26 protein-coding genes and 1 tRNA gene are annotated in these 19,217 nt (G+C 39.0%); 10 read left to right on the forward strand and 17 right to left on the reverse strand.

The genetic code is table 11. The annotated features are described in order from the left end of the window. Positions 1–42: 42 nt before the first annotated feature. From LEP1GSC199_RS00915 to LEP1GSC199_RS00925, 3 genes are all read right to left on the reverse strand, one after another. Positions 43–753 carry a hypothetical protein gene (locus tag LEP1GSC199_RS00915; RefSeq protein WP_051999714.1) on the reverse strand — a complete coding sequence of 237 codons (711 nt, stop codon included), beginning with the start codon at positions 751–753 and terminating at the stop codon, positions 43–45. Further along, on the reverse strand, positions 717–1,520 hold the full coding sequence (locus tag LEP1GSC199_RS00920; RefSeq protein ID WP_002975996.1) for a hypothetical protein: 804 nt from the start codon (positions 1,518–1,520) through the stop codon (positions 717–719). The genes LEP1GSC199_RS00915 and LEP1GSC199_RS00920 overlap by 37 nt, the downstream gene beginning before the upstream one ends. Before the next feature lie 189 nt (positions 1,521–1,709). Further along, positions 1,710–2,012 carry a VOC family protein gene (locus LEP1GSC199_RS00925; protein WP_157356583.1) on the reverse strand — a complete coding sequence of 101 codons (303 nt, stop codon included), beginning with the start codon at positions 2,010–2,012 and terminating at the stop codon, positions 1,710–1,712. A gap of 255 nt (positions 2,013–2,267) precedes the next feature. Between LEP1GSC199_RS00925 and LEP1GSC199_RS00930 the strand changes: the two genes are divergently transcribed. Beyond that, positions 2,268–2,561 (forward strand): hypothetical protein, encoded by a 294-nt coding sequence (locus LEP1GSC199_RS00930; protein WP_039925687.1) that lies wholly within the window; start codon positions 2,268–2,270, stop codon positions 2,559–2,561. A 163-nt stretch (positions 2,562–2,724) separates the two neighbouring features. Here LEP1GSC199_RS00930 and LEP1GSC199_RS00935 read toward each other — a convergent pair whose 3' ends face one another. Continuing rightward, a complete protein-coding gene (locus tag LEP1GSC199_RS00935) occupies positions 2,725–4,401 on the reverse strand; it encodes an acyl-CoA dehydrogenase family protein (protein ID WP_002976153.1) in 1,677 nt (558 codons plus the stop codon). A 134-nt stretch (positions 4,402–4,535) separates the two neighbouring features. On the opposite strand from LEP1GSC199_RS00935, the gene LEP1GSC199_RS00940 reads away from it, so the two are divergent. Next, entirely contained in the window at positions 4,536–5,012 is a 477-nt protein-coding gene (locus tag LEP1GSC199_RS00940; RefSeq protein ID WP_002975993.1) for a crossover junction endodeoxyribonuclease RuvC, read from the forward strand. Here LEP1GSC199_RS00940 and LEP1GSC199_RS00945 read toward each other — a convergent pair. After that, positions 5,004–5,753: an SDR family oxidoreductase gene (locus LEP1GSC199_RS00945; RefSeq protein WP_002976026.1), complete on the reverse strand. Its 750-nt coding sequence runs from the start codon at positions 5,751–5,753 to the stop codon at positions 5,004–5,006. The genes LEP1GSC199_RS00940 and LEP1GSC199_RS00945 overlap by 9 nt on opposite strands. Positions 5,754–5,895: 142 nt before the next feature. On the opposite strand from LEP1GSC199_RS00945, the gene LEP1GSC199_RS00950 reads away from it, so the two are divergent. Continuing rightward, a complete protein-coding gene (locus LEP1GSC199_RS00950) occupies positions 5,896–6,486 on the forward strand; it encodes a TetR/AcrR family transcriptional regulator (RefSeq protein ID WP_002976053.1) in 591 nt (196 codons plus the stop codon). Between the two features lie 81 nt (positions 6,487–6,567). On the opposite strand, the gene LEP1GSC199_RS00955 is transcribed toward LEP1GSC199_RS00950, so the two are convergent. From LEP1GSC199_RS00955 to LEP1GSC199_RS00970, 4 genes are all read right to left on the reverse strand, one after another. After that, complete coding sequence (locus tag LEP1GSC199_RS00955; protein ID WP_002976074.1) at positions 6,568–7,098, reverse strand: DUF1697 domain-containing protein; 531 nt, start codon at positions 7,096–7,098, stop codon at positions 6,568–6,570. An 89-nt stretch (positions 7,099–7,187) separates the two neighbouring features. Continuing rightward, positions 7,188–7,610, reverse strand: a complete 423-nt coding sequence (locus tag LEP1GSC199_RS00960; protein ID WP_002976047.1) for a PIN domain-containing protein — start codon at positions 7,608–7,610, stop codon at positions 7,188–7,190. Further along, entirely contained in the window at positions 7,600–7,821 is a 222-nt protein-coding gene (locus LEP1GSC199_RS00965; RefSeq protein WP_002976101.1) for a hypothetical protein, read from the reverse strand. Before LEP1GSC199_RS00965 ends, LEP1GSC199_RS00960 begins: the two co-directional genes overlap by 11 nt. A gap of 141 nt (positions 7,822–7,962) precedes the next feature. Further along, complete coding sequence (locus tag LEP1GSC199_RS00970; protein WP_002975992.1) at positions 7,963–9,057, reverse strand: hypothetical protein; 1,095 nt, start codon at positions 9,055–9,057, stop codon at positions 7,963–7,965. Between the two features lie 44 nt (positions 9,058–9,101). Here LEP1GSC199_RS00970 and LEP1GSC199_RS00975 point away from each other — a divergent pair, with 44 nt between their 5' ends. Next, positions 9,102–9,392, forward strand: a complete 291-nt coding sequence (locus tag LEP1GSC199_RS00975) for an LIMLP_16025 family protein (protein ID WP_002976077.1) — start codon at positions 9,102–9,104, stop codon at positions 9,390–9,392. An 84-nt stretch (positions 9,393–9,476) separates the two neighbouring features. Here LEP1GSC199_RS00975 and LEP1GSC199_RS00980 read toward each other — a convergent pair. Together LEP1GSC199_RS00980 and sixA are read right to left on the reverse strand one after the other, a co-directional pair. After that, positions 9,477–9,548, reverse strand: a tRNA-Pro gene (locus LEP1GSC199_RS00980). 61 nt (positions 9,549–9,609) lie between these two features. After that, complete coding sequence (gene sixA, locus LEP1GSC199_RS00985; RefSeq protein ID WP_002975983.1) at positions 9,610–10,098, reverse strand: phosphohistidine phosphatase SixA; 489 nt, start codon at positions 10,096–10,098, stop codon at positions 9,610–9,612. Positions 10,099–10,170: 72 nt separating this feature from the next. Between sixA and LEP1GSC199_RS00990 the strand changes: the two genes are divergently transcribed. The 4 genes from LEP1GSC199_RS00990 to LEP1GSC199_RS01005 are packed head-to-tail and all read left to right on the forward strand — an operon-like array spanning position 10,171 to position 12,720. Continuing rightward, positions 10,171–10,689 carry an RNA pyrophosphohydrolase gene (locus LEP1GSC199_RS00990; RefSeq protein WP_002976100.1) on the forward strand — a complete coding sequence of 173 codons (519 nt, stop codon included), beginning with the start codon at positions 10,171–10,173 and terminating at the stop codon, positions 10,687–10,689. A 21-nt stretch (positions 10,690–10,710) separates the two neighbouring features. Next, positions 10,711–10,998 (forward strand): acylphosphatase, encoded by a 288-nt coding sequence (locus LEP1GSC199_RS00995; protein WP_002975990.1) that lies wholly within the window; start codon positions 10,711–10,713, stop codon positions 10,996–10,998. A 1-nt stretch (position 10,999) separates the two neighbouring features. Next, complete coding sequence (locus LEP1GSC199_RS01000; RefSeq protein WP_002976118.1) at positions 11,000–12,016, forward strand: aldo/keto reductase; 1,017 nt, start codon at positions 11,000–11,002, stop codon at positions 12,014–12,016. Between the two features lie 14 nt (positions 12,017–12,030). After that, positions 12,031–12,720 carry a hypothetical protein gene (locus LEP1GSC199_RS01005; protein WP_002975988.1) on the forward strand — a complete coding sequence of 230 codons (690 nt, stop codon included), beginning with the start codon at positions 12,031–12,033 and terminating at the stop codon, positions 12,718–12,720. Between the two features lie 98 nt (positions 12,721–12,818). On the opposite strand, the gene LEP1GSC199_RS01010 is transcribed toward LEP1GSC199_RS01005, so the two are convergent. The 5 genes from LEP1GSC199_RS01010 to LEP1GSC199_RS01030 are packed head-to-tail and all read right to left on the reverse strand — an operon-like array spanning position 12,819 to position 17,115. Beyond that, a complete protein-coding gene (locus LEP1GSC199_RS01010) occupies positions 12,819–13,532 on the reverse strand; it encodes a histidine phosphatase family protein (RefSeq protein ID WP_002975982.1) in 714 nt (237 codons plus the stop codon). Beyond that, complete coding sequence (locus tag LEP1GSC199_RS01015; RefSeq protein ID WP_002976064.1) at positions 13,533–13,964, reverse strand: hypothetical protein; 432 nt, start codon at positions 13,962–13,964, stop codon at positions 13,533–13,535. Beyond that, the gene (locus LEP1GSC199_RS01020; protein ID WP_002976111.1) at positions 13,954–14,985 is read right to left on the reverse strand and encodes a phosphotransferase family protein; all 1,032 of its coding nucleotides are present in this window, start codon (positions 14,983–14,985) and stop codon (positions 13,954–13,956) included. Before LEP1GSC199_RS01020 ends, LEP1GSC199_RS01015 begins: the two co-directional genes overlap by 11 nt. Before the next feature lie 5 nt (positions 14,986–14,990). After that, positions 14,991–16,166: an acyl-CoA dehydrogenase family protein gene (locus LEP1GSC199_RS01025; protein WP_002976028.1), complete on the reverse strand. Its 1,176-nt coding sequence runs from the start codon at positions 16,164–16,166 to the stop codon at positions 14,991–14,993. Between the two features lie 46 nt (positions 16,167–16,212). Next, positions 16,213–17,115, reverse strand: a complete 903-nt coding sequence (locus LEP1GSC199_RS01030) for a LysM peptidoglycan-binding domain-containing M23 family metallopeptidase (RefSeq protein ID WP_002976041.1) — start codon at positions 17,113–17,115, stop codon at positions 16,213–16,215. Between the two features lie 78 nt (positions 17,116–17,193). On the opposite strand from LEP1GSC199_RS01030, the gene LEP1GSC199_RS01035 reads away from it, so the two are divergent. Both LEP1GSC199_RS01035 and LEP1GSC199_RS01040 read left to right on the forward strand, forming a co-directional pair. Continuing rightward, positions 17,194–18,093 carry a CPBP family intramembrane glutamic endopeptidase gene (locus tag LEP1GSC199_RS01035; protein ID WP_002976116.1) on the forward strand — a complete coding sequence of 300 codons (900 nt, stop codon included), beginning with the start codon at positions 17,194–17,196 and terminating at the stop codon, positions 18,091–18,093. Then, positions 18,090–18,848, forward strand: coding sequence for a hypothetical protein (locus tag LEP1GSC199_RS01040; protein WP_002976072.1), 759 nt, complete (start codon positions 18,090–18,092; stop codon positions 18,846–18,848). Before LEP1GSC199_RS01035 ends, LEP1GSC199_RS01040 begins: the two co-directional genes overlap by 4 nt. A 27-nt stretch (positions 18,849–18,875) precedes the next feature. On the opposite strand, the gene LEP1GSC199_RS01045 is transcribed toward LEP1GSC199_RS01040, so the two are convergent. After that, positions 18,876–19,211, reverse strand: coding sequence for a hypothetical protein (locus LEP1GSC199_RS01045; protein ID WP_015682807.1), 336 nt, complete (start codon positions 19,209–19,211; stop codon positions 18,876–18,878). Positions 19,212–19,217 lie beyond the last annotated feature (6 nt).

The raw sequence follows: 19,217 nt of genomic DNA on the forward strand, positions 1-19,217 counted from the left end.
AATTGATTCTATGGTCCAATGTTTGTCCATTGTGCTGTAGAATCAGAAAGACGTGCGAAATCCATAACTCACAAAATTGGATCCGCAATTGGGATCGGGCGGGCAATACAGTCCAAAAATTCCGGACCTGTGATGGACTCGTAAAAAAAGTTCAGTTTTTCTTTCGAAAGGTAAATAAGAACTAATCTCCACCATCATATAGTTAAGAAGTGCCCGCGATTCTATGGCATCTTTTTGTAACCCATCTAAATAGTATCCCTTGGCCTTATTTTCTAACTTTGGGTTTTCGGATGCCAGCGACAATCCTTCACCTAACGACAAACTAATTGGGGAACCATACATTCTGTCAATTTTGACAATGTAAAAACCGTTTACTTCCCAATGATTCATTTCACCAAAATGTTTGGTAACATTTCCTTCCCATAAAAAATCAAACCAGCGAATTCGATAATCAAGAGGTCTTGTCAGTCCCAAACTTCCAATATAAGATTCTTTATAATCCGTTTTTTGTCGAAACACGATAGGTATGAGGTCAGTCGTTGTAAAAATTCCGCCATACATCACTAAATTCCAATTTTCTTTTGGGATAGAAATCGAGTTTAGATCCTTTAGTGGAATTACCGCCGAAAAAAATACAAAAGAAACAATAACAACGAATTTACGAGGAAATCGATGTATTAGTTTTTGATTTTGAATCAAATGGAATCGTTCCTTTGTTACGGTTGAAACCAATCTTGGTTTCGTTTTTCCCATTCTTTCAGTTGAGAATGGATGGTATCATAATTTTGTAAGAACAAACGCCTTAAGAATGTTTCATATTCTTTGCAATTTTCTGTGTGAGATTGTTCCAAGGACTCACGTAGTTTACTTGGTTTTTCTAACGTACAGTATTTTTGTAAACTGGATGGATAACGATTCGAATTGAAAGCAGGCGCCACAATCGTAGAACCAGTTCCAATATAAAATGGCATAGGAGCCCAGATAGTTTCATACGTCGATAAAAATGAAATTCTATGGAGATTGGTTTCTCCCGAAGTCCATACAAGTTCCGCTTCTGTTTCCATTGTTCCGTAATACAACATGGTCAATGCAAGAAGGCTCATACCGACACTATAAAATGGTCTTTGGCTTTCTTTCCGAATGACTAGCGTTAGATTATCTATATTCGATAATTCAAAGCCGCGGTCCCATCTAGGTAATTCGTTAGGATTCATCGGTTTTTCTTTTTTTGGTTTCGGTGCATGGTCAGGATTTGGTTCAGGCAGGGGAACGGTCGTTAGGTCGACTAAATTTGCATTTTCATCTAAAAGAATTGCCGGCGGAACGGGGAAAACTTCATTAAATACTTTTGCCAAAACGGGGTCAGTTGTTGTCCATCGAATGGAAATCATTTTTCCTTTGGATAATTTTGCCTCTGAACTTAACTCAGGCATGGGAGTTTTGCAAGAGAGATGGAAAACAAAAAAAGCCAAGGCGGCCACTCGTATGGAATGGAAAAATAGGATTCGATTTATATTCACTTAAGTTTCATTCTCTTGTTTAGTAAATCATCCTATTCCGTTTGAATGATGCATCCATTGTATTACAAAAACAAACTTACATTTAACACAAATAAGTTTCCATTACTCGAATTAGACATTCGATTTTTAAAAATCTATCTAGTTATTTTTCTATAACCTGTCCAAACTTCAATAAATTTCCATCCGAATCTAGACATAGAATTCCCTCATCCCCCAAGGTTTATCCATCAATTCAGCATTTTTATGGACAATTCCTTTGTTTTTGTAATCCAAATACATGGAATCAATACTATCGACTTGGTAATAGACACTGGAGTTTTGCGGAATGGACGGATCATCGCATAACCATAAATGAAGTTCAATCCCATCCTTTTCCAATAGAAGAATATCATCATATTGTTTTAGAGTTTTAAATCCCAGATTGTTTTCATAAAAATCCTTTGATCGAAAAAGATCCAAAGATGGTAATTGTGGGATTGATTTTTTGATCATATAAATATTCGATTTTTTTGTTTTTCCCGCAAGTCCTATTAAAGTCGGTATCTCCAACTTATTGATCTAGGTCAGGCCTATTTAGATTCAGAAAATATCTTTCAGATGTAAAGTCAGAATCCAAATGGTTTCCTTTGAAAGTGTGATTTTAAGTAGACTAGATTCAATGGATCATGAAACTATCGTAAAACAAAAGTCATCCGCTAAAATCAAATCAATATTACTTGAGATTTTATAAAGTCAATAGGTCAAAACATGCAGAAAATTAAATTCGTTTTTCTTTTCTTAACACTTATTTCATTCACAAATTGTGATCGGGAAATAGCAAACGTAACGGGAAAATGTGACAAAGAAAAGAAAAATTCCAATCAATGTTTTCTTTCCTCAGTTTTGGCTTGCGAAAGAACTCCCGAAGCGGAACGATATCGAAGATTAGGGATTAGTATCTGCACAAACTTTGATGGATATTTATTTATGATCCAGGCATTCTGTGAAGTTCCCGAAGAATGTAAACCTGCACCAGATACATCAAATTCTAGAAGAAATTAAATTCCAATCAATGCAAACGTAAGTTTTCAAAGTAAAAACATCAAACGGAAAGAAATTCCCTTTCCGATATAAAAAAAGCCCGGGGATTCCCGAGCCTTTTTCGATTCTTCCTTTGCCGTCTTGCGCCTAAACACTTCCGACAAAGATAAAATTTTCTTTCTACTTAAGAAGCGAGTGCTTGGTCAAGTAGGTCCTTCGCAACAACGCGAAGAGCCATCACTTCCTCTGCACCTTCAAAGATAGAGAATACACGAGCATCAACGAAATATCGTGATACCGGATACTCTTCCGCATAACCCATACCACCATGAATTTGCATTGCTTCACGTGTCACCCACTCAGCAATTTTGGATGCATACAATTTCACAAGTGTTGCTTCCATTTGGCCTTTGTGGTTATCGAGTAGAGTTGCTACATAGTTTGTGTATTGGCGAGTTGCTTGGACAATCATTGCCATCTTCGCAATTTTAAACTTTGTCAAGGTGTAATCGTAAATTGGTTTTGCGAATACTTTACGTTCTTGGGAATAACGAAGTGCTGCTTCAAGAGCCGCTTGCATCACACCATTGGCACGAGCAGCAGTTTGGATCCGTCCACCAGCAAATCCTTCCATTTGGAAATAGAATCCTTTGCCACGTCCCGCATCTCCCCCAAGAAGGTTTTCTTTCGGAACAAAGTAATCTTCAAAAGAGACTTCGTAAGAGTGCATTCCTCGGTAACCAATGGTTCCGATTGCTTTTCCTTGGATGGTTCCGCCACCGTCTTGTTTGTAGTTGAACTCGTGTCCGTCAAATGAAGGTTTCTCGGCAAGTAGGATGGAAAGGCCTCTGTGTTTGAGACTTGGATCCGATTCTGTTCTACAAAGGATGAGAAGAAGGTTCGCATAACCTGCAAATGTACACCAAGTTTTGACACCGTTGATGACAAATCCGCCGTCCACTTCTTTTGCCGTAACAGAAACTCCTGCAACGTCCGAACCGTAGTTAGGTTCTGTTACCATGATTCCTGCAAATTTTTCACCGGAAGCAAGTAGTGGTAACCATTTGTTTTTTTGTTCTTCGGTTCCCCCTTTGAGGAGAGCCTTGGACATAATTTCTGGTCTTGTGATGAGAGATCCCGCAGCACCGAGTGATCCACGAGAAAGTTCTTCAGTTACCACTAACATGGAAATGTTGTCTGGACGGTCATCTGGTTGGATTCCACCAAACTGTTCTGGAATACAAAGTCCAAAACAACCCATATCTTTTAATCCATTGATGATTTCTTGTGGGATGAGGTCGTCATGTCTGTGGACATGTTCTGCATGAGGAACAACTACGTTTTCTGCAAAGTCTTTGAAGATTCCGCGGAAGTTTTCATGGTCTTCCGAAAGGCCATAAGCACCGAAGTGTCCCAGGTCTACGATTTTATCAACGATGGCTTCGTAGTTTTCCATTTTGGAAGCTGCTTCAACGAAAGTGTTGATCTCATCAGAAAAAAGTTTGGAGAATAGTTCTTGGTAAGTTAGTTCATATTCTGCAGGGCGAGCTGCGAGTTCAGAACGAATGTTAGAAACAGTTTCAGCCGCAAACGTAAGGGCCATTTTCTGTTCCATTTCGCCCGTTCCCTTGGAAGCATCCCAAGCATAAACGATAAAGTTCTCAGCAACACGTTGTTGAGCGGTCATCCAAGCCAATTGGTAAAACACATGTTGCGTTTTGTCCATTTTGCTTACAGAAACTTTGCCGTTGTCGGAATTTTTCAGAGCGAGTCGTTTGGTTATATCATTGAGGAGGGCGGCTTGAGCACTAAGAGCCTTCTCCGCCTGGGATTTTTCGAGTTTCACTGCCGTTGCGGTCATGTGTTTAACGTTCCTGCGGGTGGTTTTCTTCCACTATACGGAAGGAAAGTACCCTGTCATTTTCATTTTTAGACTAGGTTTTGGGTCAGGGAGGTCGAAACTGGGCAAAAGTACGAAAGCTAGGAAAGAAATTATTGAAAGTCATAGGAATTGATCCTGGGTCCCACCGCGTCGGATATGCCATTTTGTCCTTTCCCGAAGGCCTTCGTCGCAATCCAACTCTCTTAACTTACGGAACGATTGAGGTGGCTCCGAAAACCCCATCTCCCGACAATTTGCTCCAAATTCGGTCGGAACTTATGGACATCCTGACTGCATTCCAACCGGATGCGGCGGCCGTAGAAGAATTGTTTTTTGTTCAAAATACCACAACAGGAATGAAGGTCGCGGAATCCCGCGGGGTCATCCTTCTTTCTCTGGGGGAAAAACAAATTCCCGCAGTATCTTTAACAGCCACCCAAATCAAAAAGGGAATCTCCACAAAAGGAAACGCTACCAAAAAAGAAGTTCGGGCAGCGATCCAAATGATTTTAGGATTTAAGGATCTGGGAGGCCACGATGACTCTTGGGATGCCATCGCTTGTGCCTTTGTGGGTCGGTCTTTAGTTTGATCCACTCCGAGCCTGGTTCATAGACAAAAACATTTCATCCTTCTTCTCTCGACTAGCATTGGCTGAGATTGTCGAAAAACCTGTTGTGATTTCCAGATCTCCCTTTTCTAATCCACTGATCACAGTATCCGCATATTCATCTAAATTCAGTCCCGCCGTATGCGTGTTAGGGATACCTAAATCTGTATCCACCATAGGAGGAGAAACCTCGATGATTTGGATTGGTTCATTGCGAAATTGAAACCTAAGTGTCATTGTGAAAGAGTGTAATGCTGCCTTGGTGGCACTATAAACAGGGGCATAAGCCAAAGGTATGTGGGACAAACCAGAAGTGGTATTTAAAATCGCTGCATTCTCTTTTGCAAACAGGTGTTTAGCGAATAACGTAGAGAGGTGAATGGGAGCCCCCAAATTGATATCGATTTCTTTTCCCATCTCCGACCAAGGTTCCACTTCGTTTAATTTAGGATACCGTTGGATTCCAGCATTATTGAATAACACATTCAGCTCCGGATAATCCTTTGTTGTTTCCAAAAACAATCGTTCCCTTTCCTCGGGACGAGAAACATCACAAAGATACGTTCCCCAATCAGGGTATGATTTCCGAATCTCCTCCAGTTTCTTTTCATTGGTTCCGCAAACTAAAATTCGGTTTCCGAGACCTGCGAGTCGTTTGGCTAAAGTTAGCCCGATCCCACTTGTTCCGCCCGTGATGAGTATTGTATTTCCATTCCATAACATCTGATTACCTTCCGTATTTGTAACTTACATTTACAATATTATGTAAGTTACAAATTGTCAAGTCCGTAAGTTTCAAAACTAACGTTTTTTTCATTTTGTAATTTTAAATTGACCAGAAAGTCGGAAATACGAGAATTTCCCTATGCCTCGGACTGGTCTCACCCCTTCGGAAATTCAAGATAAAGCGGTAGAAATTGCCATCGACCAAATGCGGGCCAAAGGATTTGAAAAGGTTCGCCTGGTGGATGTGGCTAAAGAAATGGGAATTAGTCATGCGGCACTTTACTCCCATTTTCAAGACAAAACGGCCCTTTTCGATGCGGTATCAGAGCGATGGCTAGTGAATCTGGACAAGAAACAAGATTTGTTGGTTCTGGAAAAACGAGATCCTTTGCAGAAAATTCTCACTTGGTTTTTAAATTTACACCGGCTGAAGTTGGAGAAAGTAAAACTGGATCCCGAATTGTATAAGGCCTTTGATATGGCTGCAGCCGAGTCAAAACCATTCATCCAAACTCATTTGTTAAACATGCGTAAGCAGATGTCGAAATTAGTCACAGAAGCCATGGAACAAAAAAAGTTAAAAAAGAAAGAAGTTAACATGGTCACAGAAATCTTGATTACTGCAGGAACGGCTTTCACTCATCCAAAACTTGTGGCCCAATACTGCGAAGAGAATCGCGAACCATTGTTAGTGCAGACGATAGAAGCGGTATTGAAAGGATTGGTTTGAGGGGATTATCAATATAGAAACACTTCTACAAAGTAATTATGAAACGGTGACTCGTTAGGCTCGGTATCATCGATTTTTTTCCTACTTTTTTTCTCCTGCTAAAAACCTAGCTGTGTTTATATTTCGAATCGTCATGGACTTGTACAATTTATGACTGATTAATTTAGCTAGTTGGCTTTTGTTCACATCTTCTTTTTTAATATTCCAAAAGATGGCACCTTTGACATAACGAACATCTACGAAATCTTTTTTGAAAGGTAATTCCTCAATTGTCTTTTTGGAATCTACATCAGGAAATAAGTAAGCAATGTCCGTTCTTTGTGTTGGATCATTTTGCCAATCACTTGGGATAGCATCTGCAATTTTTTTCATTTCCTTTTCTGTCTTAACGAGAGTTGGAATTTCAAAATCGAAATTCTTTTCTAAACCGGTTGTTATTGCTAAAAAAACCGTTTTTGGATCTTGGTTTGATTCAAAAATAACATTCCCAGAATTGATATAAGTGGAAACCTCAGTGAACCCTAAAGACTCAAAAAGAACCTTTAGTTTTTTCATCTCCACTTTTCGGTTCCCGCCTACATTGATTCCTCTAAACAATGCGATGTATTTCATATTGAGTTTTATCCTTTAAATAGATGCTGAGAATTCAGTCTTCAAACGAAAAGTTAATGTTATGCGAAGTAGGCTATTGCCGGATAAATTTATTTTTTGAAAGGATTTATAATCTCTAAACTTTCGATTTTCTGATTCCCTTGAAGGTCGTCAGAAAATAATATTGTACATTTTAAATCGAGAGCTGCAGCAATAATTAATGTATCATAATAAGCATACCTGTATTTCTCTTTAAGTTTAAGGGAATCAATATAGAAACTAGGTCCTGGATAAAATTTACACAAAGGCATAAGGATATCTTTGATATAGGTTTTTAATTCGTTGGTTGAAAAATATCCTTTGTTTTTGTTAAGAGCAACGTTCGAAAATTCCTGAATCACTTGATAACTGATCGTATATTTACTAGACTTTGTGGCCTCGTCTAGGATATCAATGGCTCTATTTTTTTTGGATGTATCATTGCTAAACTGGTAAAGAATGATATTGGTATCTAAAAAAACTTTATCTTTCATTCATTTCGTCACGTGAGAATTTTTTTTCAATTTTGATGTGTTTGAACTTGGCGAGATATTTTTTATAATCAAAATCATCATTATTATCATTCGAAAAGTTTTTTAACCACTCAACAAACAAATCATTTAATGACCGATTAATGGAGATCGCTTTTAATTTTGCTTTTTCGACAAGCCTGTCATCCTCTACTCTAAATGTAACATTTTTCATAGATTTCTATTTTGCACAGTATTTGTGCAAATGTCAATTTTTTTAAAACTGATTATAAATAAATTGTAGTCCTTAATTTGCTATCAATCAGATGGCGTCTCTCGAAACCATCTGATCCAAAAATTTGAATAGAGCGTTTCCTTATGGCCTTGGGCAGACCAAAAGAAAATCTTCAAACACTTGGGAAATCAAAAGTTTATTTTTAAATACAAGTCCTGTACTTCCGGCAGAAATTTCCGCACCTTCATTGGCATAAACTTCTGTTACTTCTTTGTTTTCTGGATTGATTTTGAAAATGCGAGTGGGTGCTAAGTTGGTTTTGTTCATAACATGACGAATGAATTTATAAGTAGAATCATGGGCCGCAAGCCAAAGCATTCCCTTCTCATCTTCCATAATGTTGTCAGGTCCCGCACCGATGGCGATGGATTCCAAATACTTTAAGTTAATCTTACCCGCAGTGCGATCCACTTGGTAGACGCGGATAGCTTTTTCTGCAAACACAGATCGATACAATACTTCCTCGTTTCCTTTTTTACGAATATAGATTCCATTTCCGAGGAGGACGGGAACTTCCAGTGCTTGGAAAGATTTTCCATCATAATAAGCGATGTCGGCACGAGCACTGCGAATGATCATATCCCAATACTTACGAAAGGCATTGCTTGTTCCATTGTCATTGGATGCAAAAATTTCACCAGAATCATTCATAAAGATATCATTGGGACTTGTGAGCGTTGGATCACTCAAAGTTTTTATATGGGACCATTTGCCTACTTTAGAACGTTCAAAAATTTCGATCGTATGTGGATTTTCATCTGCTAATGTATGTGAGATGACAGCTAAAGTATCCACTCCATTCACTTTCGCATAACTAATTCCATGCGGACGAAAGTTTTCAGGATAATTGGTTTCTATTTTTTTGGATTCTAATTTCTGATTGGTATCTTGGAGCGAAACTTCGAATAAAGCTCCAATGTCTTTCAGACCATTGCGACGTTCATGGGAAGACACAATGACAGTAGATGTATCTCTGATGAGATCTAAATCTTCGGGGCCAGGAGTTCCAGAAATTCGTTCACAGCCAGCGATCGGCTTTTCCTGGATTTGGCCACCGCAATCCAAAATCAGGAAAACGAGGGTGGAAATGGAAAGGAGAGTCCATAGGGTTTTTACGCGCATCCGACCATTTTGGTTCAGGATTTCAGATTCCTCCAGAAAATTCTTTCTGGACATTATTGTGCACTGCAAAATAATGGAACCATAAGGAGTAACATCCGATGAGCAATGTGGAAAACAAGCTTCAAGATATCGTAAATGCTGGAATTGGTGCCGTAAAGACTTCCAAAGAAGTTTGGGAGAAACTCGTAGTGGACCTAAACGAGAAAAAAAGCAAATTCGAAACCAACTTTCAAAAGTTAAAAGAACAAGGCGAAAGTGATACTAGTGACAATGCTTTAAAAGTAAAAATGGGTATTGCTTGGGGAATCGTTCGTTTTGACGAACTCAAAGACAACGTAGTTAAGTATTTAGACAAAGTCAAAGAAGGAAACGAAAGCAAATCTTCTTAAGTTTTATTTTGTAAATCATCATCCTGAATTTTCTTCCGGCAGGTTTTGTTCGCAAGGCCTGCTGGGTTTTTTAGGAATTGAACTTCGGAGTGACCGGATTTGAACCGGCGACCCCTTGCCCCCCAGACAAGTGCGCTACCGCTGCGCTACACCCCGTGTTCTGAAATCCAAAAACCTTACGATCCAAAACGGGTCAAGCCTTACTAGAAATAGGAATTCAAATACCTAAATTGTCTGGAGAAATCGCCCAGATAATTTGGCCATGCGCAAACTTTTCCCGTGCTACATTGATGGCGATGGTGGAACCAGGTTGGAAAATTAAATTTTCGGCTACGGTTGCATTTCCGAGGAGTCTTGCCGCAAAATAGGTAATGTCTGGATTGTGACCAACTAACAATACTGTATCGGAATTGGTAAAATTTACTAAACAAGAAATAATATCGGAACAACCTTTTCCAGCAGCCAGATCATCGGATGCTAACATTTCTCCATTGTAATTCAATTCATCAGAAAGAATTTCTGCAGTGTGTTTGGTTCTAAGATAAGGACTGTAATAAACTTGTTTTACGGCTAAGGCGGAGTTTTTAATGAACCTTCCGATTTTATGAATATCACTGACGCCTTTGTCTGTTAGTTCTCGTTGGGTATCGGAAATAGTAGGAGTTGCATTTTCAGCCTCACCGTGACGAACTAAAATGATCTTCATAGTCTCTCCTAATCCCAAGATTGGAACCACGGACTTACGGAGAAACAAAAAATTAAGGAATTTCTTGCGAAAATGAATGATAGAGACATTCTAAGGAATATGACAGACAAACCCTACCGCAAAAACGTAGGCATGGTGGTTTTTAATTCTTTAGGAAAAGTGATCGTGGGGGAACGAGTACAATTCCCAGGTTCTTGGCAGTTCCCTCAAGGTGGCATCGATGAAGACGAAGATTATTTGGATGCCGCTAAACGAGAATTATATGAGGAACTTGGTATCAAAAAGGCAACTTATATAACGGAATATCCTGATTGGATTCCCTACGACTTTCCCAATTCGCTTGGCCTCAATTCACATTTGCAAAAATTTCGTGGCCAATTACAAAGATGGATCCTTTTCCATTGGGACGGGACTTTGGAAGAATGTGATTTGGTCCATCACGAACAAGAGTTTTTGACCATACAATTTATGGAAATTGAAGAAACCATCCAATCGGTTGTCGAGTTCAAACGAGATGTTTATAAAAAGTTTGTTCCTCTTTTTAAATCGGCCATCCAAAATTACATTGCAGAGAAATCAAAATCCAAGTAAGTTCAAGAAAGGAGACAATCTTTGGCAAAATCAGAAGAAGCAAGAGCGCGAATTGTAATACGGGGAACGGTGCAAGGGGTCGGATTTCGTTATTACATCCTCCAGAAAGCCCAAGAGATGAGACTTAAGGGTTATACACAGAACTTACCCAATGGAGAAGTAGAAGCCGTTGCAGAAGGTGACAAACTTTTTATCGAAGATTTGTATAGAGCCATGCAACGAGGCCCAACCAAAGCAAAGGTAAAAGATCATGTCATCGAATGGAGTGATCCGAAAAACCAATTCAGAACATTTTTAATTAAAAAATAACATGAAAAAACGAAGACTTGGCAAAACAGGAATGGTGGTATCCGAAATTTGTATGGGTACCATGACTTTTGGCTCCTCGTGTAACGAAGATGAGGCGTTTCGAATTTTGGATCGTGCTTTTGATGCCGGAATCGATTTTTATGACACTGCCGAAATTTACCCAGTCCCTCCGCAAAAGTCTTGGGTTCACAGAACCGAAGAAATTTTTGGTAAATGGTTAAAAACTAAGCCTCGTGACGGAATCATCATAGCAACTAAAGTTGCAGGCCCCGGTCATGGTTGGTTTAGTCCTCCCCTTCGTGAAGGAAAAACAGCTTTAGATAAATATCATATCCGTCGTGCGATTGAAGGCTCCTTACAGAGATTAGGCGTAGAAACCATTGATTTATACCAAACCCATTGGCCAGATCATGATGTAGCTTATGATGAAACCATGGAAGCCCTTACGGAATTAAAAGACGAAGGGAAAATTAGATACGCAGGTTGTTCTAATGAAACCTCTTTCGGTCTTATGAAAAGTCTTTGGACTTCAGACAAACACAATCTCATTCGTTATGATTCGATTCAAAATAATTTTTCGATTCTCAATCGTCGTTTTGAAGATGAGTTAGCACAAGTTTGCCGAAAGGAAGGAGTCTCCCTACTTCCTTATTCTCCTCTCGCGGGAGGAGTTCTCACAGGAAAATACAACGGACCTGTTCCGCCAGAAGGGACTCGGTTTGTTCGTTATATGGCGGAAGGGGAAAGGCAAAAACGAATGGCAATTCGTTTCCTAAATGAAAACACTTTAGCTTCCACGGTAGAACTAATGGCCATTGCCGAAAAATACGGAATGAGTTCCACCGTCCTTTCCGTTGCTTGGAGTAAACAACATGATTATGTTGCTTCTACCATCATTGGAGCCAACACAGTCGCCCAACTAGAAGAATCTTTAAAGGCAACAGATGTGATTTTGTCAGACGAAATTCTAACTGAAATCAATTTTGTTTCCAAAAAGATTCAATACCCGATGGGTTAAGGTAATACAAACCAATGAGTTCCAATCCACAAGACAACTATTTAGAAAAACAACCTGAGGGGGATTCGTCTCCTTCAGAGAAAAAAATATCGAAGTTCGAAAAGGTTACTTCTGGAATCTTTCGAAAGTTTTTGATTTTATTTTTAATCACATATTTATTCCCAGAATGTTCAAGTTTTGGACCTAAAAATGCACAAAGTAGTCTTATCATTGTTCACATGACAATAGTTAAAGATGAAATGATTTTGGATGAATTGATTGATCCGAGGTTCCAAAAGGTAACACTTAAAAAAGGTGAAAAAACTTTTGAATACAGCGAAAGTTCCGAACACTACTATTACTTCCAAAATTTAAAGGAAGGTCAGTATGAAATTCATGATGCAGTTCATTTACTAAACCGCGGAGCTTCTGATTTTGCTTTCGGAAGTACAAAACAACCGAATAAAATAGATATCGACTTTGATCGAAAAGACATTGAAAAATCACGAGTGGACCTACAACCGGGAACCGTTGTTTTTTTAGGGAGTTTTCATGTAGCCGTTGATTTTAAATTCCAAGAAGAGCCAAAAATTACAATCCGTCATAGTAAATCCAACGAAGAAGAGCTAGCCGCTATGGAACATTTATATAAAAATTTTCCAAGAACCGGTTGGGGTCAAAAGGCAAAAAATAGAATCAAACTTCTTTCCTCTTTTGCCCAATAACAGAACTAATTAGTTTGTTCCCATATAACTGGGAACAATCCAATTGACGTCGATACACTCAACTTCGAATTGATTTGTAACGAGCCCTTGTAAAATTTCTAAACTAAAGTCACCAAATCCGGATCTTGTAAATGAGGGGTATTATTCCAACTCACAGGTTCCCAATGGTCTTTTTCTCTACGAAAGATACTGAGAGAAGAGTTGGTGATTGACTTCATAAAAACTGGAAATTCAACAGGTTCCATTTTACAAGAAAGACCCATCATGATAGCAATGGGAGTGCTAGAAGAAATCACAAGAGTACTTTTCACATTTTCAGGAATTTCCTTAGGGCCAGAAGAAACCTTATCCACATATTCTTTGAATGTGTACGGTTCCACAGGATCCCAAACCCCATGGACCCAATCATTTAAAACAATTTGAATGAGTTCTTGGAAGTAATCCCTTGTTTCCTCTTTTCCTTCTTCCCAAGCTTTTTTATACGATTCATATATTTTTGCAAAATTAACATTCGCATGACGAATCTTAGCTGCAAGACCGAGCCACATTTTTGAATCAAATTCGTCCCAAGCAGAATTTTCCATGGGTTCTGGAATACAGAACCTATCATTAGCAAAACTTTCGATGATTCCTTGAGCAGTTTGTTTTTGCCTTTTGAGTGTCCCTGTATAAACGGAATCAAATTCGATACGTTGGCTTTTGAAATAGTCACCAAGAAGTTTAGCTTGTTTCCAACCATGTTCTGTCAACTGGTCGTAATTTTTTCCAAGACGATCTGCTTGTCCATGACGGACCAAATACAATAAAGACATTTAGGTTTGGAACCTCGGATTGGAAACAGCGAGTGCTTCTTTCAGTTGGTTTTTTGTAAAATTCCAAACCTTTCCACCTGGTTTTAAATCTAAACCAGTGTTTTCTTTTGTTTCGTTCCGAATTTTTTTGGCAAAGGTTTTGTTCCAATCAAGAAGAAGGTTATATTTTTCCTTACGGCTTAAATTTAAAAACTGGTCTCGATTGTAATCCTCTTCTGATTTAGAGATTTTTAAATTTAAATTTAGGATACGATTCCAATCAGATTCTAATTCAGATGATTCCGTTTCTCTTGCAATCACACCTAACATATTCCAGGATACTAATGTTTTATAGGATAACAGATCATCACCTTCTAGTTTAGGAAGTAGGTCTTTCATTAAAAAATCCTGAATGGCTGAAATGAGTTCTTTTGTTTCTGGTCTATACTGCATGTTCTAATTCCTCAATGAGTCGCATGGCTTCCCATTCCATTTCTGCTGTGCGCCGACCAATGGCCGCAAGCTCAATCCCTTTGTCTTTACCTGATAAATGTCTTTCCGTTTGTTGTGCACTTCCAATGGCCCAGCGAACGTTACCCATAATCTCCCAATAAGTTACCTTAAATGGATCCACAGGAATACCAGAAGTTTTTTGGTAGGCCTCGTAAAAATCTTTGCGATCTCCAAAACCACCGACTTCTTTGTTGAGTCGCCCAAATCTCCAATCACGCATACACAACCAAGCTATGTCTTCGTGGCGATCTCCAAAGTGTGCAAATTCATAATCTAAAATTCCTTGGAGGCCCTCAGCATTCATCATAAAATTTCCGGTTCGAAAATCCCCATGAACAAGAACAATCTCATCAATTGAGGGAGAATGGGTTTCTAACCAAGAGAGACAGAGTTCGATGGCAGGGTGTGCTTCTGGAAGCTCGTCTAACGATTGTCTTAGATCAGCGATGGCTATCGCAATATAATTGTCTGTAGTTACTAACTTTAATTTTTGTTTTAGTTCTTCATCCAAAACTATACTTGGTTTTACTGTGTGGAGTTTGGCTAAGTTCTCAGCCAAATCAGAAACCATCTTAGTCTTTCGATAGGAATCCAATTCCTTGTCTTTTGTGATGTAACGACCAGTCGCTTTACCATCAATTTTTTCCATTAGATAGAAGGGAGAACCAATCACCTCTGGAGTTTCTTCGAGAAAAACAGGTGTAGGAGTTTTGACACCTGCTTTATAAACAAGTTCGGCCACTTTGAACTCATCTCGTTTGGATAAAGAAGAAAGTAAACTTCCTCCCTTGTCCGTACGCAAAACTAACGATTGTTTACCGGATTTAGTTGCCAAGTCTAATGCATAGTTGTCTTGACAAGCACCTCCACTTAAATGATGGATATGCGAGACATTTACGTTCTCCTTCCAAACGGCTGATAAGTGGAGTTCAACTTTTTCCTGTAATTCCTTAATCTCCATACTCCTTAAAAATCCCATTTTTCGGATACATAGTTACGACCAATCACCATTTTATGTACTTCTGATGGTCCATCCGCAATCCTTGCAGCCCGAGCATCACGATAAAATAACTCAAGAGGTAGGTCACGAGAATATCCTTTTCCGCCGCAGATTTGGATCGCCATATCTATGGTGTTACACAAAGATTCACTCACCTTCCATTTTGCCATTGAGGTCTCTTGGCGCGCATCTTTCCCTGTTTTTAACAACCAAGCCGCTTTTAAAGTAAGAAGGAATGCCATTTCAATTTCGGTCGCACGTTCCGCAAACATCCATTGGATCCCTTGGTGGTCCGCAATACGAGAGCTAAAGACTTGCCTTTCTTTCGCATAACTTCGTGCAATCGATAGTGCTCGCCTTGCCATCCCCGTCCAACGCATACAATGAGTCAATCGAGCAGGGCCAAGTCTCTCTTGCGAAAGCCGAAACCCCTCTCCAATACGACCGAGGATCATATCTTCCGGAACTTCGACATTTTCAAAATTAAGTTCACAGTGTCCCCCAGGTCCATGAGAACCCATGAGTTCAATTTCTCGAACCATAGTATATCCTTTGGCATCTGTTGGTACGAGAAACATGGTAGTTTTTCGAAAACTTCCGTTTACCTTTGCCATCACAATCAAATACTTTGCGCCATTGGCTCCAGTGCAGTACCATTTGCGACCGTTGATAATGTATTTGTCTCCTTGTTTTTCCGCATTGGTGTGTAGGGAGGTCGGATCAGAACCAGCACCTGGGGCAGGTTCTGTCATAGCAAAACCAGTTCGTAAATCCCCTTTGATTAACGGATGTAAGATGAGTTCTTTCTGTTTTTCCGTTGCAGCAAGGGAAAGCAAATGCATGTTCCCTTCGTCCGGCGCATCACAATTAAATATATAAGGCGCAATGGGTGAACGACCCAGTTCACTAAATATAATACAAGTTCCAATTAAATCTAAACCCAGTCCGCCCTCTGATTTAGGAAGGTGCGGAGTCCAATAACCCAATGCCTTTACTTTAGTACGTGCTTGTTGGTTGATATCTTCTGGCATTCGACCTTTTTCATAATCGTAATGTTTTTCCAGAGGAATGATTTCATTTGTGATGAAGTTTTGGATGTTTTTGCGAAGTGTTTCCACTTCTTGGGGAATTTCAAAGTCCATTGATTCCCAGAATTAAAGGAATCAATACGAGTCGTAAAATCTTTTTTTAATGAGATCGAAAAATAGGTCTTTCTCGTTTTGAATTTCTTCTAATTTCAAAATGCAAATGTGGACCGGTCGCTCTACCTGTTTGTCCTACTTCTCCAATTTTTTGTCCCTTTTTTACTTTCTGACCTATGTTTGTATTAAAATCAAAAAGATGTCCATAACGAGTTTCATAACCCAAACTATGTTTTATAATGATTAAATTTCCATAACCACCTTGTTTGCCTTTAAATATAACTTCACCATCCATAGAAGCAAATACGTCTGATCCTTGTTCGGCGGCCAAATCGATTCCGCCATGAAAGGTATCCTTTTTAGTGAATGGATCTAATCGTTTACCAAAACCAGATGAGATCCTAGCTTCCGTTAATGGAAACTGAAATCCAAATCCATAGAAGAAAGACTTTTCAGATTTCCCCATAGATATCCCTGGTAAAAACCATTTTTCTCGTTCCGAGTCGTATTGTAATTTATTGGGATCAATATTATATTTTTCAACTAATGTTAGTTTGGTCTTTTCATCCCCTGGAGTTTCTTCAGGATGAAAGGTTCCACGCATATTGGGGATTTCTAAAATCATACCTGGTGATAAATCATGAGGAGAGCTGAGCTCATTGACAGAGGAAAGAGTCTCCAAATCCATTCCCGTTCGAGCCATAATTTTGAAAAAATTATCCTCTTTGCGAACTTTGTATTGATAGTATTTGAGGGGGATGAGTTCTTCTCTTCTTGCTCCCGATTTAGAGATTCGTAAGTTTTCTTTGATTTCAGAACGAAGATTTTTGAGGGAGGGATTGGAATATTCCAAATTCGCCAAACTAATAGGCCCAGAAAGGAGTGATGAGAATCCGCTGCTGCAGCAAAGAAACAGGGTCCATTTCAGAAAATCGACGGTTTTAGACATAATCTTCTGATTTGAATATCGGCCATTTCCCAAAAAAACGATGACGATTCTTGCCGAAATTGAGGAACTGTAAGGCAGATGCAGAATCGTTTTTTTGAGATCTTTCGGCTCACCGCCTATTCGTTGGGTCTCGTTTATGTATGTTCCTTCTTCTATTCCGTTATATTTTTAGCGTTCGTAAACAATTCGGTACTTGGTGACAGGATTCCTGAAGACCAGTTACTCCCCCTCTATGAAGAATATTGGGATGGTAAAATGGACTTTGCAACCATGCTTACTGAATACGAAAAAATTGTGACACCAATCAAAGAACAATTCCAGAAAGAAATAACTGAGAATCCAAGTTTACTCTTGTCTCAGTTTTACGATAAGGTGTTTTCTGAAAAACCTCACTATCTTTTGGGACATTCTATACCGTGGTTTTTATGTTATGTGGGATTAGGATATCTACTTTATAAAAAAGTATTACAAATTCCCGTAACTAACCTTCAGGATGAACTATCTATTCCTATTTTACTGCGCGGGATAGCCAATGGTTTTATCTGTTTCATTGTAGTTGTTCTCTTTGGTTTGTTACTAGAAAAATTATCCGTTCCAGTTGAATCAGGAGTGTTTGCAAAAAAACTCTATGAAGCTCTTCATGGAAATGGATATTTACTGGCCTGGGGAATTTATGTTGTGGGAATCATTACAGGAATCCTAGAAGAAATCTTTTTTAGAGGTTTTTTACTAAAAGCATTTATTGATAAAAATCTTGCCCATGAAGGTTTATTCATAGTTTCCTTACTTTTTGGTTGGCTCCACTATGGTGAAGGAACATCCATCGCCATTCCGTTTATTATTTGTGGAGTGGGAATGTTCTTTGGATATATCTATATTAAAACTGGAAATATTTGGATCGCTATGGCCTGTCATGCAACATACAATTCGTTAGGTTTAATTAATGCATACCTTCAACTTCCGGGAGTCCAATCATGAAATTGATTAAGGGATTGCGATCATTCGTAATTTATTTATGTTTTGTTCTAATATTTTCAACGAGTATGGCAGGTTCTCTCTTTGCTGGTGAAACAGTGGAAATTTTAGGTGGGCCAGAAGACGTTAACCTTCGCTTGGTGGCACTCTTAAACAAACTAGATCCTGATTTTTATGCGGACGATAAAACACAAGGGTTTGTTTACAGATACAAACATCGTTGGAAAAATCCTTATGATTTTAATATCTATGTGGGAAAAGTTGGGAAAACTTCACCCGATTCCATTATTCGTATTGAGTCTCCCAGGAGAGGCCAAGAAAAAATGTGGAAACAAATCATGGAACAGGAATTCCTTCAAAAACCTCCCCATGAATCAGCAGTTCCCTTATCTGAAAAATACCATCTAATTTCGCAAGGTTTGAATTTAATCACTCCGATGGCCTCTGTTGGTTACAACTCGTGGAATTCTCCTCTGTTTACCAATCGAGACACATTTGTCAGTATGAGTATTTATCTGTTATATGATTTGATTCTGGCAGGTGGGGCCTATATGTATGCCCAAGAAAATCTTCCGAAAAAGAATATATGGGATAATATGGCCAATGTGAAAGGCCCAGGGAATGTTTGGGAATCACCCAATGCGGTTGGCGTATTTGCTGCGTTAGCTGTTTCTCGTGCGATTCGCGCCTTTGATGCTTGGGAAGATACGTCAGCGCATAACAAAACGGCACAATTCGGTTGGTCGTTTAAATTCTAAGCTACCAACCACATCGAAAGCCCTTGTCTATGATTTGAATAGGTCCCTTGCCGCATCCGAAGCACTGGATCTTTCAAAATCTTCTCTTTCGATTAAGGTTAAATCCAATCCTTCTTTATCAATTCGGCTTAGAATCTTTGCAATATCTGCCACCTTACTCAATTTAGTTGCCAAATATTTGAATGTAACTCCGCAATCGGGGCATTTTTTATCTTTTAGATAGTTAAGCCCCAATTTTTTACAATTTCCACATGTGCCATAGAGATCATCGATATAGAGTAATTGTTTTTTTACATCCTCCACATTGAGTTGTCGCCAAACTCTAACAAATTTAGTATTCTTTCCGGATGTATCTGAAGTCATAGGCAA

The sequence above is a fragment of the Leptospira vanthielii serovar Holland str. Waz Holland = ATCC 700522 genome, assembly GCF_000332455.1.
Classification (GTDB): Bacteria; Spirochaetota; Leptospiria; order Leptospirales; family Leptospiraceae; genus Leptospira_A; species Leptospira_A vanthielii.

Excerpts from the sequence above, each read along its gene's own strand:
- LEP1GSC199_RS00915 (WP_051999714.1), bottom strand. The coding sequence starts at position 753 with ATGGGAAAAACGAAACCAAGATTGGTTTCAACCGTAACAAAGGAACGA.
- LEP1GSC199_RS00925 (WP_157356583.1), bottom strand. The coding sequence starts at position 2,012 with ATGATCAAAAAATCAATCCCACAATTACCATCTTTGGATCTTTTTCGA.
- LEP1GSC199_RS00930 (WP_039925687.1), top strand. The coding sequence starts at position 2,268 with ATGCAGAAAATTAAATTCGTTTTTCTTTTCTTAACACTTATTTCATTC.
- LEP1GSC199_RS00935 (WP_002976153.1), bottom strand. The coding sequence starts at position 4,401 with ATGACCGCAACGGCAGTGAAACTCGAAAAATCCCAGGCGGAGAAGGCT.
- LEP1GSC199_RS00945 (WP_002976026.1), bottom strand. The coding sequence starts at position 5,753 with ATGTTATGGAATGGAAATACAATACTCATCACGGGCGGAACAAGTGGG.
- LEP1GSC199_RS00950 (WP_002976053.1), top strand. The coding sequence starts at position 5,896 with ATGCCTCGGACTGGTCTCACCCCTTCGGAAATTCAAGATAAAGCGGTA.
- LEP1GSC199_RS00955 (WP_002976074.1), bottom strand. The coding sequence starts at position 7,098 with ATGAAATACATCGCATTGTTTAGAGGAATCAATGTAGGCGGGAACCGA.
- LEP1GSC199_RS00960 (WP_002976047.1), bottom strand. The coding sequence starts at position 7,610 with ATGAAAGATAAAGTTTTTTTAGATACCAATATCATTCTTTACCAGTTT.
- LEP1GSC199_RS00965 (WP_002976101.1), bottom strand. The coding sequence starts at position 7,821 with ATGAAAAATGTTACATTTAGAGTAGAGGATGACAGGCTTGTCGAAAAA.
- LEP1GSC199_RS00970 (WP_002975992.1), bottom strand. The coding sequence starts at position 9,057 with ATGTCCAGAAAGAATTTTCTGGAGGAATCTGAAATCCTGAACCAAAAT.
- LEP1GSC199_RS00975 (WP_002976077.1), top strand. The coding sequence starts at position 9,102 with ATGAGCAATGTGGAAAACAAGCTTCAAGATATCGTAAATGCTGGAATT.
- sixA (WP_002975983.1), bottom strand. The coding sequence starts at position 10,098 with ATGAAGATCATTTTAGTTCGTCACGGTGAGGCTGAAAATGCAACTCCT.
- LEP1GSC199_RS00990 (WP_002976100.1), top strand. The coding sequence starts at position 10,171 with ATGAATGATAGAGACATTCTAAGGAATATGACAGACAAACCCTACCGC.
- LEP1GSC199_RS01000 (WP_002976118.1), top strand. The coding sequence starts at position 11,000 with ATGAAAAAACGAAGACTTGGCAAAACAGGAATGGTGGTATCCGAAATT.
- LEP1GSC199_RS01005 (WP_002975988.1), top strand. The coding sequence starts at position 12,031 with ATGAGTTCCAATCCACAAGACAACTATTTAGAAAAACAACCTGAGGGG.
- LEP1GSC199_RS01010 (WP_002975982.1), bottom strand. The coding sequence starts at position 13,532 with ATGTCTTTATTGTATTTGGTCCGTCATGGACAAGCAGATCGTCTTGGA.
- LEP1GSC199_RS01015 (WP_002976064.1), bottom strand. The coding sequence starts at position 13,964 with ATGCAGTATAGACCAGAAACAAAAGAACTCATTTCAGCCATTCAGGAT.
- LEP1GSC199_RS01020 (WP_002976111.1), bottom strand. The coding sequence starts at position 14,985 with ATGGAGATTAAGGAATTACAGGAAAAAGTTGAACTCCACTTATCAGCC.
- LEP1GSC199_RS01025 (WP_002976028.1), bottom strand. The coding sequence starts at position 16,166 with ATGGACTTTGAAATTCCCCAAGAAGTGGAAACACTTCGCAAAAACATC.
- LEP1GSC199_RS01030 (WP_002976041.1), bottom strand. The coding sequence starts at position 17,115 with ATGTCTAAAACCGTCGATTTTCTGAAATGGACCCTGTTTCTTTGCTGC.
- LEP1GSC199_RS01035 (WP_002976116.1), top strand. The coding sequence starts at position 17,194 with ATGCAGAATCGTTTTTTTGAGATCTTTCGGCTCACCGCCTATTCGTTG.
- LEP1GSC199_RS01040 (WP_002976072.1), top strand. The coding sequence starts at position 18,090 with ATGAAATTGATTAAGGGATTGCGATCATTCGTAATTTATTTATGTTTT.
- LEP1GSC199_RS01045 (WP_015682807.1), bottom strand. The coding sequence starts at position 19,211 with ATGACTTCAGATACATCCGGAAAGAATACTAAATTTGTTAGAGTTTGG.